Origin of the sequence: Pectobacterium hainanensis (assembly GCF_046237015.1) — a bacterium.
Classification (GTDB): Bacteria; Pseudomonadota; Gammaproteobacteria; order Enterobacterales; family Enterobacteriaceae; genus JBJYIN01.
Genome location: NZ_JBJYIN010000028.1, coordinates 14,844 through 30,490, shown reverse-complemented (window position 1 = coordinate 30,490; position 15,647 = coordinate 14,844). Strand labels below are relative to the sequence as shown.

10 protein-coding genes and 1 other RNA gene are annotated in these 15,647 nt (G+C 53.1%); 2 read left to right on the top strand and 9 right to left on the bottom strand.

Annotation, left to right across the window (positions count from 1 at the left end):
- From ACKPVM_RS19970 to ACKPVM_RS19930, 9 genes are all read right to left on the bottom strand, one after another.
- A partial coding sequence (locus ACKPVM_RS19970; protein WP_409311494.1) for a DUF4347 domain-containing protein occupies nucleotides 1-4,537 on the bottom strand: 4,537 nt, incomplete at its 3' end.
- 208 nt (nucleotides 4,538-4,745) lie between these two features.
- Nucleotides 4,746-5,486: a phage tail protein gene (locus ACKPVM_RS19965; RefSeq protein ID WP_409311493.1), complete on the bottom strand. Its 741-nt coding sequence runs from the start codon at nucleotides 5,484-5,486 to the stop codon at nucleotides 4,746-4,748.
- Nucleotides 5,487-5,979: 493 nt separating this feature from the next.
- Nucleotides 5,980-8,088, bottom strand: coding sequence for a site-2 protease family protein (locus ACKPVM_RS19960; RefSeq protein WP_409311492.1), 2,109 nt, complete (start codon nucleotides 8,086-8,088; stop codon nucleotides 5,980-5,982).
- On the bottom strand, nucleotides 8,085-9,410 hold the full coding sequence (locus ACKPVM_RS19955) for an efflux RND transporter periplasmic adaptor subunit (protein WP_409311491.1): 1,326 nt from the start codon (nucleotides 9,408-9,410) through the stop codon (nucleotides 8,085-8,087). The genes ACKPVM_RS19960 and ACKPVM_RS19955 overlap by 4 nt, the downstream gene beginning before the upstream one ends.
- A gap of 8 nt (nucleotides 9,411-9,418) precedes the next feature.
- Nucleotides 9,419-10,210, bottom strand: coding sequence for an efflux RND transporter periplasmic adaptor subunit (locus ACKPVM_RS19950; RefSeq protein ID WP_409311490.1), 792 nt, complete (start codon nucleotides 10,208-10,210; stop codon nucleotides 9,419-9,421).
- A gap of 220 nt (nucleotides 10,211-10,430) precedes the next feature.
- Nucleotides 10,431-11,642, bottom strand: coding sequence for an FAD-dependent 2-octaprenylphenol hydroxylase (gene ubiI / locus ACKPVM_RS19945; protein WP_409311489.1), 1,212 nt, complete (start codon nucleotides 11,640-11,642; stop codon nucleotides 10,431-10,433).
- A 37-nt stretch (nucleotides 11,643-11,679) separates the two neighbouring features.
- On the bottom strand, nucleotides 11,680-12,858 hold the full coding sequence (ubiH, locus tag ACKPVM_RS19940; protein WP_409311488.1) for a 2-octaprenyl-6-methoxyphenyl hydroxylase: 1,179 nt from the start codon (nucleotides 12,856-12,858) through the stop codon (nucleotides 11,680-11,682).
- Between the two features lie 33 nt (nucleotides 12,859-12,891).
- Nucleotides 12,892-14,211 (bottom strand): Xaa-Pro aminopeptidase, encoded by a 1,320-nt coding sequence (pepP, locus tag ACKPVM_RS19935; protein ID WP_409311487.1) that lies wholly within the window; start codon nucleotides 14,209-14,211, stop codon nucleotides 12,892-12,894.
- Between the two features lie 62 nt (nucleotides 14,212-14,273).
- Nucleotides 14,274-14,861, bottom strand: coding sequence for a YecA/YgfB family protein (locus ACKPVM_RS19930; RefSeq protein WP_409311486.1), 588 nt, complete (start codon nucleotides 14,859-14,861; stop codon nucleotides 14,274-14,276).
- 187 nt (nucleotides 14,862-15,048) lie between these two features.
- Here ACKPVM_RS19930 and zapA point away from each other — a divergent pair, with 187 nt between their 5' ends.
- Together zapA and ssrS are read left to right on the top strand one after the other, a co-directional pair.
- Nucleotides 15,049-15,378 carry a cell division protein ZapA gene (zapA, locus tag ACKPVM_RS19925; protein WP_109053904.1) on the top strand — a complete coding sequence of 110 codons (330 nt, stop codon included), beginning with the start codon at nucleotides 15,049-15,051 and terminating at the stop codon, nucleotides 15,376-15,378.
- 74 nt (nucleotides 15,379-15,452) lie between these two features.
- A non-coding RNA gene (gene ssrS, locus ACKPVM_RS19920) (6S RNA) lies at nucleotides 15,453-15,636 on the top strand.
- Nucleotides 15,637-15,647: the final 11 nt, after the last annotated feature.

Genomic DNA, 15,647 nt, shown 5'->3' with positions numbered 1-15,647 from the left:
TGCCAGTGGTGGCGTTAAAAGTCAGCCAGCTCGGCAGCGCGGTGCCGTCCGACCGTGAGGCGCTCAGCGTCAGGGTATCGCCATCCGGATCGGTAAAGGTGCCCGCTGGTACGGTGAAATTCAAACTCCCGCCCTGCGCAATGCTCTGCGCCGGGATCGTACCGGAGACCTCCGGTGCATCGTTGACGTTGGTAACGGTCAGCTCAAAGGTGGTACTGACAGAGGCATCACCATCGCTGGCGGTGACGCGGATGATCAGGTTACCCACATCGCCATTGGCAGGGGTACCGGAGAAGGTGCCGGTAGCTGGATTAAAGGTTAGCCAAGATGGCAGCGCGGTGCCGTCGGCCTGCGAGGCGCTCAGCATCAGGGTATCGCCATCCGGATCGGTAAAGGTGCCAGCGGGTATGGTGACGTTCAAACTCCCGCCCTGCGCAATGCTCTGCGCCGGGATCGTACCGGAGACCTCCGGTGCATCGTTGACGTTGGTAACGGTCAGCTCAAAGGTGGTGCTGACCGAGGCAGTGTTGCTATCGGTGGCGGTGACCTTGATGGTCAGGCTACCCACATCACCACTGGCAGGGGTGCCGGAGAAGGTGCCGGTGGCCGGGTTAAATGACAGCCAGCCCGGCAGCGCCGAGCCGTCGGCCTGCGAGGCACTCAGGGTCAGAGTGTCGCCGCTGTCTACGTCAACAAACGTACCGGATGGCATGGTGAAACTGAACGCTGCATCTTCTGTCGCACTTTGACCACTGACAGTGCTGCCGACAGTGGGTGCATCATTGACGTCGGTCACCGCCAGCGATGCCTGCGCGCTATTGGTAGAGAACGCGCTGCTGCCGCCAGTCGTCGAGGTATCCGCCAGCCCTCTGGTCGCACCTGACGTCGCCGTACCACTGGTTTGATCCCAGGCTCTGAAACCTAACGCTGCGGTTTCGCCGTTAGCGCCGTCCGGCACATAGCGAATTTGTGCCGTCGAACTGAGCAGCAGTGCCGATGAACTGGATACAGTACCAACGCTAAACCAGTTGGCACCGCTGTTTGTCGAGTATTGCCACGTCCCGTTGCCGGTCAGTGCCGTCAGCGCGATACCGCTGACGGCACCATTATCCACATCCGCGTAACCTGCGGCGCTTAGCAGCGATGATATTGATGTGGACGACGAGGTGACGTCTTCCGTTGTAGTGGTCAGTGTAACCGTGGCACCGCTGGATAAGGTCGGCGCATCGTTGACGTTGCTCACCGTCAATCCAGCCTGCGCACTGTTGATGGAGAACGCACTGCTGCCGCCAACGATAGAGGTATCTGCCAACCCCTTGCTGGCCCCCGCTGTTGCCGTACCGCTGGTTTGATCCCAGGCTCTGAAACCTAACGCTGCGGTTTCGCCGTTAGCACCGTCCGGTACATAGCGAATCCGGGCTGACGAACTGAGCAGCAGCGCCGATGAGTCAGACACCGTACCGACGTTGAACCAGTTGGCACCGCTGTCCGTTGAGTACTGCCACGTCCCGTTGCCGGTCAGTGCCGTCAGCGCGATACCGCTGACGGCACCGTTGTCCACATCTGCGTAACCTGCGGCGCTTAGCAGCGATGATATCGCTGTGGACGACGAGGTGATGTCTTCCGTCGTGGTGACCAGCGTCACCGTGGCACCACTGGATAAGGTCGGCGCATCGTTGACCGGCGTAATAGAGAGTACTGTCTGATTAGAGCCGACACTGTTTAGCGAACCGTCATTGAAGGTCCAGTTCAAAGTGACGCTGGTCGGCGGATTGTCGGAACTGTTGGCATAAGTCAGGGATTGTAGCACCGCGTCAACGATGGCCGAGGTCGCGTTGCTGTTGAACGTCAGCGCCAGCGTCCCGTTCGAATTGGTGGTGACGCTACCCATCGCCGTGCCGTTGTATGTGAAGTTTTGCCCTTGTGTCAGGGCTCCCAGTAAGCCGCTGTTGCCGAAAATATCATTGCTGCTGGCCCCGCCGTTGCGGGCGATGGTAATCGAGGCGCCGTTATAGTTGCCCAGTCCGCTGTTCAGGGCATCCAGCTCGGTATCGGCGACCGTGACATTGTTGTCTATCACCACCGCGCTGCCATTTTCGGTATAGGTGGCTCCGCCGTTTAGATTGCTGAATACCGGCGCGGTATTGGTGGTTGAGGTTGTCGTGACATCAACTTTGATGGCGCTGATGGTGGCATTACCAGCGTTGTCTCTGGCGACCACATACACATCATAGGCGGTTGCCGCAGCTAAACCTGTCACGGTCAAGGACTGACTGTAGGGGGGGCTGTTGGATACCTGACTGCCGGAGGCGAATGGCAGGCTGCCTGAGGCGTTCTGTCCGTTAATGATTTGGGTAACGCTTGGTGCGCTGGCCCCGTCGGGGAGCACAACATAATAGATGGTACCCCGTTCATTGAGGTCCGTATTGAGGGTAAAGCCGCCCGTTGTCGGTGAGGTGATCGTCGGTGTCGCGTCAAACGTAGGCGCGATATCGTCAGCGACTGTCAGCGTGACGACCTTCTCATAGGTGGCTTGCCCATCGGAAACCTGGAGACGCACGGAATAGGTTCCGGCTGCCATGGTTGCGGCATTGACCGCTTTCAGCGTGTTTCCGCTAATGGTGAACAGCGCGTTATCGGTACTGCCGCTGCCACTCACCAGACTGTAGGTAAACACCGAGGAATCCACATCGGTCGCTGTCAGGGTGGCGACAGTACCGTTGCTGCCCAGAGACTGGCCGAATGTTGTATTGGAGAGAGCCAGATCCGTTGGTGCATCGTTCACCGGCACCACGGTGATAGCGCTGCTGATATTCGGCGCAACGGTATTGTTGCTGGAACCGGAATCGGTCAGTTGCGTCAGCGTCACCGTGCGTGTGGCATTGCCGGGGTTGTCGCTGCTGTTGCCATACGTCATGCCGGACAACAGGTTGCCCATGTCGCTGTTACTCAGCGCCGCCCCCGTGATACTGACCGTGGCGATTCCGCCGCTCAGACTAACGCTGGCAGAACCATAGCCACTGCCGAGCGAGACGCTGTTACCATGGCTCAGCGCCACATTGATGCCGTGAAGGGTCAGATATTCCGTGTTGCCCGCCACGTTGCTGATGGTCAATGTCGCGCCGGTAAAGGTTTGTCCACTGTCGTTGGTGTTGACGCTGACACCAGTAAACAGGCCGACAGCCGCACCGTTTTCGGTATAGGTAGGATTGGTCGCTGAGCCGACTATGCTGGGAACGTTATCGGTGGAGGCAAGAGGTGCGGTGACGATGTTATCCCATGTAACAGTACCGTTACCGATTGTCGTTGTTGTTAATCTCACCTCGTCAATACCTTGAAACGCATTGGAGAGCGTCACCGTCTGGAATGGTATCGTGAGGGTGATGGTTTGCGTTACACCTGCCACCGCGCTACCGTCTTTATACCCAGTGATGGTGAACGTTGATGCGTAATTACCTAGCCCTCTAAGATCAATACTCGATAGTTTGAATTCGCTGCCATCCGTCGATTTAAATGCGAAATAGTTAAGATCTCCCCCAGGAGTAACAATCGTATTCAGGACCTGATTACCGCTTACCGTAGCAGTTTGAAGTGATACTTTGTCAGTACTGAAAGCAACGTAGGTAAAACCGTTGCTGATATCATCATAGGATTGGAGACCAGGCTGGCTGCTGACAAATGTAGTCGTGCCTGAAAATTGCGAGAATGTATTAGTGCCTAGGGTCGGGGAAGCGAGTAAGTTATTGTACTCTTGCGTTATTTCACCCAGTGCGGCATTGTTCGTTTCTATGCTGCCAACCGTTGTTTCCAGTTGCCAGTTTCCACCTTTGGCCGTCGCGCCCGTCAAATCATCCGAAGCGGCGATGTCTGCCTGAGTGAGCTGTGAGAGTAAAGAGACAAAACTTTTCCCTGTATCCTGGGCGATATCACAGCCATAGAGCAGCAGATCGCCATCCTGTGTTAGCGCTGTGCCGAGTTTAGCCAGGTCGGCCGAGCGTGCCTCTGCCGTAGCACTATCAAGTGTCAGATTACCAAGGCGAATCTGTCCTTCACTACCGTGGCTCAATATATGGATCGCGTCGTAACCCCTGTGGGTTTCAGCCCATGCTGCCAGCTGGTTCAGGCCGTCTTTGCTGCTATCCAATAAAAACACGTCAACGCCAGCGGGGACGTTATCGATCAGCGTTTGATAATCCGTCACTGCTGTATCAATAAACACGGCTTCTTTACGTGTTGTTTCGCCTGCAACCGCCTGTACAACGACGTCAGTCGTGATGTCATGAGTGGCATTATTCTGCTCGGATGATGTACTGTTCTCCGATGCGGCCTCAGCAGAATGGTTTGCAGTCTGTGCAGGATGAGAAGAGGCTGTGGCGTCACTCGAATTAGCGGTTTCAGTCTGAGTAGCCGTTGCGGCTATTGCGCCGTCAAATAAGACGCGGGATTCAAGCACACAGCCAAGAGGGGCGGAATATGCCTGCTCAATGTGGTCAGTTGGACGGTCACTTTTCTTACTAAATAATTGGCGCCACAGCATAAGACATACTCCAGAGTGGTGTTAGTACGTATAATTTTTCTACAGCTAATATCGGGAAGTCGTCACTAAATACGGACTATCGGTACGCTTGCCACTGTGCGTACAAACAGGCCACTCCTATGCCCATCATCAGATTACATATTACGCTTTTACTTTCAAAGCCTTACAAGTGTTTCGCTCCCCTTAAAAGGAGGGGGGCGCGTGGTTATTAGTTTGGGTTTACAGGAAAAATGCCTAAAGTAGCGATGCACGCCGTTAGCCCCACACTGGGGTTACGAACACTGAAAGGTGTACCGCCAATATTAGGGGAAATGGTTACACCTGTTAGGCTAGTCGCACTAAACGGGGCGGAAAATGGCTTCAACGTCGTAGTGGGTGCGGCATTACTATAAATTTTCGCTGGTGAATCAGCTCCCCCAAGCGAGCTTAAATCAAACGAAGGCGAGGTGGTCGCCAATGATGTCGTGTTGTCTGGTACGTTAGTCGTTGCCGCACCGTTTACCACAGGAATAGCGACAGAAGCCGTACCGCTAACGGTTCCAGAAGCGGTAATGGTAGCCGGGTGTATGTGTGGGGCAATATTACTTGTCGTCAATGAGACATTCTCTGCCCCAAATACTTGTGCACGAGTGACATTGGCTAACCCAGGCCCTTGCCCAGCACCTACTGGTACGCGCCCACGCATGTCGGGGAGCACAAAGTTACCTTGCTGTAGAGAGCCTCCCCAAATATTTCCGATCAAGGCATAAAGCGCCTGATATTGATTGATTGTCAGCGTTTGTCCATTTGCAGGAAGATATCCCTCTGGGCAATAACTGGTGACCATATAACAAATAGAGCCAATGTAAGGCTCTGTAGCGCATGCAGATGCGGATGTCGGTTGGAATAAACCAACAGCCATCACAGCAGCGAGCACCGATTTGGCAAACAGACGTTGAGCGCATTTCATAAACATCTCTCCTTGGAATGGGAACAATTCCACGCTGGGTGAAATATATCTGATGATTTCGATGCTTGGTCTTGTGATGCCTAACTTCACTTGCTAAGTAACATGTAATTTTATGTAAACAATAAAAACAAAATTACATATAAAAAGTGAAACTAGCAATAGGCTTTTACGTCGTCCGATAAGAAAAAGATTTTATTTTTTAATTTATTGATTTTAATTGATATTAATTTGATTTGGCTTGGCTTATCAAAGGAGGGATGTGCTGAAATTGCTGCGATATGTGTATGTTATCAATGTAATAAAAAAACCAGAGAGAAATTTATTTGTTAATAAAATGTAGTGTGTGTTCGGCGCAATAGATACGTGAAAACGTTAAGTAATCTTATTAACTGATGAAATCAGGAAAGGTGTAACGCTTTTCTACGGAATCTTGAGCATCTCCTGCTCCAGATATTAGTTAAGGCAGGCGTATATGTTGAGAATAACCAACCCGCTAAAAACCACTTTCCCTGATACCCAGTGCCGCTACCCGACGCCACACCGTACCAAGAATAGATTCCTTTTCTCCTTCCAGAATGACGCTGCCCCGTAGGGGCTGTTGCAGCGGCAGGAATTGATCTTCCTGTACGATGAAATGAACGCGGTACTGTGCCTGCACGGGTTGAGGATTGTGGTCGCGGTCGCGGCGTACGGCGATAGGCCCGTGGCGATCGGATGCCAGCATCTCTTGTTGCAAATAGGCGCTGCCAGTGGGGGCGATGGCATGCAGTTGCACCGCTAAACGTGGATAGGCGGGATCATCGGCGATAAACACGCCACGCATGCCCTCTTTGACGCGCGCCAGATGATCTTCGGGCAGATAGCCCAGCACTTTGCCGTGAGTGGGTTCTACAACGCGTAGTAGTGGCATATCGGCAGTGAGCCAGCGTCCAGCAGTCATATCGCGCGCGATATCACGTACCGTGCCGTCTTGCGGTGCCACAATCGTTAAGCGTTGACGCTGTGCTGCCAACCCTCGATAGCGTGCCAGCGCTTCAGCTAACTGCCGATCCATGACCTGAATTTCACTCGCGGTTTCCTGTCGTGCCGCTCCACGCTGTCGCTGCTGTTGTAACTGGGTGATACGCTGACGCTCAATATCGAGGCGATAATCCAGATCGACTGACGTCAGTTCCAGCAGAATATCTCCGGCATCCACCCGCTGACCATCTGTAACGTGTAGCCGGTTAACCTGCGCCGGTACCGGACTGTAGAGGGTACTGACCTTCTCGGCTTCCAATACGGCAGGAATGTGGATACTGCCACCCCATGGATAGAGCAAGATAAACAAGAGTGCCGAGCACAGCAGGGCGCTGCGCAAAAAAGCGATAGCGTGTATTGATTTGCGCATTGACCACCAGGCATAGGCTTCTTTGGCTATCGGTAGCGCGATAAACCAGACGATTTCAACCAGCATTAAACCAATGCCGATCACCTTGATAAAAAAGTGGTAAACCACCAGCGCAATGCCAAAGAACAGGAAAAAGCGCCATATCCAGGAGGCATAGCCCCACACCAGCAGTTTGCGTTGCTGAGATGGGGAGAGGTTTTCCGGCGCTAGGTGACCATGGCCGAACAGACTTTCCCGCAACCGCCAACGGCAGAGCGCATAGGCGCGTTCTTGCAGATTTTCTACGCGCCAGTAATCACTCAGCAAAAAGTAGCCATCGAAACGCATCAAAGGGTTGAGATTTACGACCAACGTGGTCAGCCAGGTTACGCTAGAGAGCATAAAAGCTGCCGTTCGTGCCGGGCCATCTGGCAGTAATGCCCAGGTCAATAGCGCAATAACCGCCAACATCAGTTCGGCCAGAATGCCGCCCGCGCCGATCAGCAAACGTGCTCGATGATCCTTCAGTTTCCAGGCGTCGGTAGTGTCAGTGTAAAACAAGGGAAATAACACGATAAAGGCAACGCCCATGCTTTGCACACGGCAGCCTGCCCGTTTGGCCATGAAGGCATGGCCTAGCTCATGGATAAATTTGGCGAACACGAGAGAGACGCCGAACACGGCCATACCGGAAAGGCTAAAGAGGTGTGGAAACGAATGGGTGTAACGTACCCAGTCTCGACTGACCAAAAATAAACTCAGCAGCAGGACTAATGGAAAACCCCAAATCAGAAAGGGTGTGCCATAGCGCTGTAGCCACGGCCAACAGCGGTTAAGTGCCGGATCGGGTCGCCACAGAGGAATACGGAAAAAAAGATACTGGTGCAGCACACTTTTCCACAAGCTGGTACGCATCGCCTGAGCTTTGCCCAGATAGCGCTGACGTTGTTCCACATCGCTTGCCGCGATCAAATCGTGCTGGCGCAGGAACTGTAGCAGTTGCTCCAACTCTTTTACTCTCAGCGGCAGGCCGGGCTCACTGTTGGCGGCGGCCAATATTTGCTGCGGCTGGCGCAATGGCCAATGACGCAGCAGGCGGATAGCCGAGGGGGTCAGAGTAAAATAACGCCCGGTTATAGGATCGGACAGCACCCACTGCGGGGCTCCGTTGATGCCAGGAGCCGATTCTACCAATTGAAGGTCAGCGCGCAGGGGAGGCAGATGCGGATTCATAGCCCAATAGCCTGACGGATCACGGCCAGCGGTCGACGGAACAAATAAACGGCAAGGGGAACATAGTTGCCGGAAATTTTTGCCGTACCGCGCAGGCCGATACGGGGAGGTGTATCAGTGAAGCGTGCATCCAGACGATAGGCCAGATTGCCGGCTGGTGTCTGTTCCGACTCATAGGCGATACGCTCTAATAATGCGGCGTGTGGCGTCAGTGGATCGCTGTCCAGAAACAGTGTAATGGGCGCCTCTTGCTGCAACTGGATGGCGTCGCCCACGTCCAACTCGATGCGTAACGCGGTGAGCGCGGGGTTTGCCAGTTCCATCAAGCGTTCGCCGGTGCGTACCGGTTTCCCCATCCAGCGCGTTGCGTCGGCAAATACTGCAATGCCATCCCGTTCGGCGCGGATTTCGGTGCGACTCAGCAAGGCATTGGCATAATCGCGTTCCGCTCGTTTTTGTGCCACCTGAGCGGCGAGAAAGTCGAGCCGGGCTTTGGAGTCCGCATCCTGAAACGCACGTTGAGAACTCGCACGATGCTCCGCTTCGGCGACATTCAATGCACGTTCGGCTACATCTGCCTGGGCTTTCAGCGTTGTACTGTCAAAACGAACCAATACGTCTCCTTGACGCACACTCTGGTTTGGTAACACGGTAAAGGATTGGATCACGCCATCCAGCGGGGCGGCGACGACACGGCCTTGATGAGGAATAACCTCGGCGGGTGCCAACACGGATTGGCGCACCGGAATGAACAGGCAAGCGAGCAGTAGCAGTGCAGGTACGACGATTTTCCACCGAGCCCGACGACGCCAACGGGTCGTTTGTGGTTCGAGAGCCAGCCAGGCGTGGCTAAAAGCTCCACTGAGTTGCTCTGCTAGTACCTGATCGGTACTCTGCCATGGCTGCTCTCTTGCATACCAGATCGCACCGAAGGGGTTTCCCTGACGATCGTTGAGGGGGGACCACAATGCCTCGGGAGCAGATAGCGCCTGCCAATCTTTACGGCTTTGTTCATCAAGCTGTGAGGCTTGAATCACTCTGCATTGAGCCAATGCTTTCTTATCAGTGGATGATAACTGCGCACAGGCGCGTTCGACAAAGGCGACAAAGGGCGCGTGAGGAGCGGGTTGTGTCACACCAGTTACGGCGCGCACCTTACCGTTAATCACGAGGGCGGCATGGCGAAAACTGAATAGCGGCTGGCTGTCGTTGACGATGCAGTAAGCTAGCTCTTCTGTGCTGCTTGCAGCCCGCGCTTGCCGCTCAATATCCAGAAAACGGGCAAAGATGCGTTCGGAAGAAGGCTGCGGCTGTGTATTCACCGTTTCTCCTAGAAGTGTGCTGTGCCGCTCATACCGGCCATTAGGCTGCTGTCTTTGCTTTCTATCACGCCAGTCAGATTGAGCGTTTGGCTGCTTTCATCAATACGCGCACCTAGCCGTGCAACCTTGGCTTGTAACGGTTGATCGGTTTCATCGGGTGTGAAAGTAAAGGTTAAACCGGGTTTTAATACTGATAGGAGTCGTGATGGCACGAGCAGGTTAATCTCCAAATGGCGATTATTGACGATGTCCAGTATTGGCGCACCGAGGCCGACACTTTCGTATGTCTGGGCACGCCGTTTGACCACTTGCCCGTCGAATGGAGCCAGAAGTCGACAACGATTGACCTGAATTTGGTAAACCTGGCTTTCAGCCTGAGCTTGTGCAAAGTGCGCGGCTGATAACGATACTGCGTGTCTCCCCACTGATTTCATCTGTGCCAGTTGCTGATTTTGGCTCAACTCCGCTTCTGCGGCTCGTGTTGCAGCAGAAGCAGCAGCCAATTGAGCCTGGTAAATGGAACAGTCAAACCGCACCAACAGATCGCCTTTCTTGAAGGATTCCCCTTCTCTAAACGGTATTTCCACAATACGTCCAGCCAGTTCGCTGGACAGCGTGGCTTGATCGACGGCGATCAAAATCCCACGAGCCTGATTATCGGCGGGGACTGCGTTTTGATTATCATGGGAAGGCACCGCCAAGAGTGGATCGTCAGTTTGGGCATGAGTGTTAAACGCGAATAGGCAAAATGCCAGCGATGTAAAAGCGCGACGAAGTGCTGAGCTATTAAAACTGTCCACACTGACCTGCCTTAATTTCGTTGAGATGCGAGCCACGTCAGAAAGAGTCATACCTCTCTGAATTTGCATTCATTAACGGTGCTAATTTTGGAGGATATCATGGTACAAAATAGGCCAAACTGACAAGATCAACAGAGAACCGTTGAACAATTCCTTTTTGTGTTTCTGAACATAGCATCGATTGCCAAGAGAGGCTTGTCTGAGACGGCCATTGGCCGCCTCATTGCTTTTCGCTAAGCCATTCGGGTAAATCGTGAAATCCCATCGCCTGACGCACCAGCGTGGGTTTAATGCCTGGTAACTTATCTGCCAGCACCAATCCTACGTCTCGTAGCCATTTTTTCGCTGGGTGATCGCCATCAAAAAGTTCACGAAATCCTTGCATGCTGGCAAGCATAACGGCCGCGCTGTGTTTACGCTTACGTTCGTAACGCCGTAAATACAGATGTTGACCAATGTCCTTTCCCTGAGCGTGTAAGCGTTTCAGTTCCGCGATCAATTCGGCGACATCCATCAGCCCAAGGTTGACGCCTTGTCCTGCCAGTGGGTGGATCGTGTGTGCCGCATCACCGACTAACACCAACCGATGTGAGGCGAAACTACGTGCATAGCGCCCCATCAGCGGAAAGGTTTGCCGTGCGCTATCGAGTTTACATAACCCCAATCGCATATCGAATGCCATTGATAGTTGTTGATTGAACGTTTCTTCCGGGAGATCGCGCATGTCCTGTGCTTGCTGTGGCGAAAGTGACCAGACAATCGAACTCAGATGTGGATCGCTCAACGGGAGGAAGGCCAAAATCCCGTCACTGTGAAAAACCTGACGCGCTACCGCATGGTGTGGCAATGCGGTGCGAACACTGGCGACAAGAGCATGATGGCCGTAATCCCAGAAAGTTAGCGGAATATCGGCATGCTGGCGCAACCAGGAGTGCGCACCATCAGCGCCCACTACCAGTCGAGCGGTGAGCATACTGCCATCTTCTAGCGTGACAAACGCTTCGTTCTCACCCCAGGCAACCTGTTTTAGTACGGCTGGCGCGAGAAGCGTAATCTCGCTGGACTGGCTTGCTTTCTGCCACAGCGTCTGCTGAATCACGGTATTTTCGATGATGTGCCCGAGGTGTGAAAATCCCAATTCTTCGCCGTTGAAACGGATTTGACCAAAGCTATCTTTGTCCCAGACTTCCATGGCGTGATAGGGGCTTACGCGCTGGGCGACGAGGTTTTCCCAAACGCCGATATGGCGCAATAGTTTTTCGCTGGCGGCATTGATCGCAGACACGCGCAGCGCATGGGCATTCTCAAGTGGCTTTATCTCAATAGGGTGTTTTTCGAGAACGGCGACGCGTAAGCCGCTGCCCTGTAAACCACAGGCCAGCGCCAACCCCACCATACCGCCACCGGCAATAATCACGTCAAATGATTGCATACACGTATTTCCTGTTATGTTCTGCTGAAGAACATGATTAACGTTCGACCCAGCCCAGCGTGCGGCGGGCAAATGTATCACGCAGCAGCGGCAGATTGTTCATTGCCATGAGCCCTAAATTACGGCCAATTTCTAATGTGGGATAGCGGTTGGCAAATAATCTGACCAGTCCATCGGTAATGGCTACCGTGGCCTGCTGGTCGGGTTGGCGTCGTTGCTGATAGCGGCTAATGACGGTGTAATGACCGGGATCCTGGTGCTGTTGAACGGCGTCAACCACCGTTTCCGCCAGAGACATGACATCCCGCAGGCCAAGATTAAAGCCTTGTCCGGCGATAGGATGTAGCGTTTGGGCCGCATTACCAATCAGCGCGAGTCGATGACTAATATGCTGGCTGGCGGTCAATAGTCGTAATGGGTAACTGTGGCGCTCACCAACATGGGCGATAGCACCTAAGCGCCAGCCAAATGCCAACTGCAACTGCTGACGAAATTCATGGTCACTCCAGCGATCAACCTGCGATTGCTGGCCGATATCATGACACCAAACCAATGAGCTACGGCCATTGCTCATCGGGAGCATGGCCAGCGGACCGTGCGGTGTAAAACGTTCAAACGCACGCCCTTGGTGTGGTTCTGTGGTTGTCACGTTGGCGATAACGGCGACCTGCTCGTAGTCCTGCTGCTGCCACTGAATGCCACATGATGCGGCTAGCATGGAGTGAGAACCATCTGCGGCAACCATCAATTGACCGGTTAACGTCGTGCCGTTGTCCAGTGTTAACGTGGCGTCATGTTGCGTTCGGGCAACTGAGACGACTTTTGCCGGGCAGTGCAATCGCACGCCGGGAGCCTGCTGCAATAAAGAAAACAGGCGTTGACCCGCATCGTGTAATTCGACGACATGACCCAAAGTAGGGACGTGATAGTCCGATGCCTTCAGATTAACAAAACAAGCATGACCGCGATCGCTGACGTGGATATCGGTAATTGCACAGGCACAACCGGCCAGCGTCTGCCAAATACCGATGGTGTCCAGTTGTTGACGGGTGCCTTCCGATAAGGCAATGGCTCTGGCATCAAATCCAGGATGTTGGCGCTCAAGCGGTGATTTTGCTTCAATCAGATCGACCGCGACCTTTCCTTGTGAAAGCGTGGATATGGCCAGCGCCAACGTAGCACCAGCCATGCCTCCACCAACAATCAATACCGTCATGTTTTTATCCTGATGCTGAATGTCGAATGATAGTTACGCTGAAGGCCCTTGTGCCATCAGAGCTTCAATCTCGTCGGGATCTTTCACCACGCTGGACGTCAGGTTTTCATTGCCGGTCTCGGTGATCAGAATGTCATCTTCAATACGTATCCCGATCCCACGATATTGTTGCGGCACGTTGGCATCCGGTGCGATATACAAACCCGGTTCTACCGTCAGTACCATGCCCGGTTCGAGTAGGCGTCCGCGATCGGTAGAGCCATAATCACCAACATCGTGTACATCCAGCCCCAGCCAATGGCTGAGGCCATGCATGAAGAATTGGCGATGCGCTTGTTCAGCAATCAGTGCGTCAATCTCACCTTTCATGATGCCCAATTTTACTAAGCCGCTGACCATGATGCGTATGACGTCATCATTGACATCACGGATGCTGCGGCCGGGGGCGAAACGTTCTAACGCCTTCAACTGTGAGCGCAGGACAATATCGTAGATAGCACGCTGTGGCGCGGTAAACTTACCGTTGACCGGGAACGTCCGAGTGATATCGCCAGCATAGCTGCGATACTCGCAACCTGCGTCGATCAGCACCAAATCACCGTCGCGCATTTGGGATTCGTTTTCGGTGTAATGCAGAATACAGGCGTTATCACCGCTGCCGACAATGGTGTTATATGACGGGTAACGTGCGCCATGGCGGGTAAATTCGTGATGGATTTCGCCTTCAAGCTGGTATTCGTACATGCCGGGGCGGCATGTCTGCATCGCGCGGGTATGTGCTAATGCCGTAATCTCACCTGCCCGGCGCATCACATCAATCTCAGCCTGTGACTTAAATAACCGCATTTCATGTACCCACGGGCGCCAGTCGGTGAGTGTCGGCGGTGCGATAAAACCTTTACGACTGCCATTGCGCAGCGTTTCCAGTGCGGTAAAAAGCAGGGTGTCGGCGTAGTCATATTGCCCCTGCGCGTGATAAATCACATCCAGACCGTTGAGCAGCAAGTGCAGTTGGGTGTTGACTTCATTGAACGGTAGGGCGCGGTCAATATTCAGCTTGGCAGGTGCAGCCTCCTGACCAAGGCGGCGGCCGAACCAGATCTCAGCCGTCAGATCGCGAACGCGGTTGAATAATACGCTATGGTGATGTTTCTCATCGCTTTTTATGAGCAATAGCACCGCTTCAGGTTCGTTAAATCCGGTGAAATACCAAAAATCGCTGTTTTGCCGATAAGGATAATCACTGTCGGCATTGCGTGCGCTTTCCGGTGCGGCAAAAATGATCGCGGCGCTGGCTGGTGCCATTTTCTCCAGCAGTGCCTGACGACGACGAGGGAATTCTTGTGGATTCATCACCTGCTCCTGAAAAATATCCGTGCTTGAGTTATGCGCCGTTATCTCATCCCTGCCGAGAATTAATGCAGTGTCGGTTTTTTCTGCTCGGGTGCGATAACCTGCTGTTGGCTGGTAAATTCGTTATGACACAAAATGGCGGATACCCGAACATACTCGATCACTTCTTCAAGCGATTGTTCCAGTTCTTCCTGATCTTCATCTTCGTCATACCCGAGCTGGGCAATGTTGCGTAAATCGTCAATCGCCTCTTTTAACTCGCCTTCAAGTTTGTTCAGGCGCGGCTGAACGACACCCAGCCCCAATAAAAAGTGGTTCACCCAGCCTGCCAATGCATCGGCACGGTCAAATACTGTTACGGCCTCATCATTATCATCCGGCATAAAAAGCTGGAACATAAAACCGTCGTCTTCAAGCATTTCACGCGTGACCTGATAAAGGTGCTGAAGCGGTTGAGATAAGGTTTGCGGGAAGGCCATACCTTCATTAGTCAATTCAAAAACCAGTGTTCGCCAGCTGTCATCATGGTTGCCACCGCACAGCATACCGCTAATCAAACCGTGCATTTCTGCGGCGGTCAGGGCGATTTGCTGCTGATGCAGCAGGTGGTCGAGGGCTTCATAGCCTGGAAACGTATTCTCTATAGACATTCGGATTCGTCATCGTTGGCAGGAGTAGTTCGTGTTATGCTACCACCAAGCTCGGTGGGGATTCCAGAAAGGGCTTGTATCTTATATTTTGGATAGATATAGTGGCGCCCGCTTTAACTGGCCTGATGCCAGGCTATGCAGGATATCGTCCTTGCGGGCGCGAAACGAAATAAGGCAGGAAGGTGGCATGTCTGCACAACCCGTAGATATTCAGATTTTTGGCCGATCGTTAAGAGTTAATTGTCCGCCAGAACAACAAGATGCGTTGAATCAGGCTGCGGAAGATCTTAACCAGCGGTTGCAGGATCTTAAAGTTCGTACCAGAGTGACGAATACCGAGCAACTGGTGTTTATCGCCGCGCTGAATGTGTGTCATGAATTGGCGCAGGAGCGGGGGAAAACTCGCGATTATGCGGCGAATATGGAACAGCGTATTCGCATGTTGCAACAGACTATCGAACAGGCGCTGTTGGAACAAGGGCGTATAACTGAACGTCAGGGCCCACAGTTTGAGTAACATCGAATTTTGACAAAAGTCCGGTGTTTTTACGCAATAAGACGTGATAAGGTTTAACGCGAGTAACGAATAAAATTTCTCTGAGGTGTTTGTCAGCGGGTCAGTCCCCTGAGCCGATATTTCAAACCAACAGAATGTAACGCTCCGTGGTTGGTGAGCATGCTCGGTTCGCCCGAGAAGCCTTAAGACTGCGACGTTATGTTCACCTTGAACCAAGGGTTCAAGGGTTACAGCCTGCGGCGGCATCTCGGAGATTCCCTTTCTTTTCT

Bases quoted from the DNA above. Each gene is read 5' to 3' on its own strand.
- ACKPVM_RS19965 (WP_409311493.1), bottom strand. From the start codon at position 5,486: ATGAAATGCGCTCAACGTCTGTTTGCCAAATCGGTGCTCGCTGCTGTG.
- ACKPVM_RS19960 (WP_409311492.1), bottom strand. From the start codon at position 8,088: ATGAATCCGCATCTGCCTCCCCTGCGCGCTGACCTTCAATTGGTAGAA.
- ubiI (WP_409311489.1), bottom strand. From the start codon at position 11,642: ATGCAATCATTTGACGTGATTATTGCCGGTGGCGGTATGGTGGGGTTG.
- ubiH (WP_409311488.1), bottom strand. From the start codon at position 12,858: ATGACGGTATTGATTGTTGGTGGAGGCATGGCTGGTGCTACGTTGGCG.
- pepP (WP_409311487.1), bottom strand. From the start codon at position 14,211: ATGAATCCACAAGAATTCCCTCGTCGTCGTCAGGCACTGCTGGAGAAA.
- ACKPVM_RS19930 (WP_409311486.1), bottom strand. From the start codon at position 14,861: ATGTCTATAGAGAATACGTTTCCAGGCTATGAAGCCCTCGACCACCTG.
- zapA (WP_109053904.1), top strand. From the start codon at position 15,049: ATGTCTGCACAACCCGTAGATATTCAGATTTTTGGCCGATCGTTAAGA.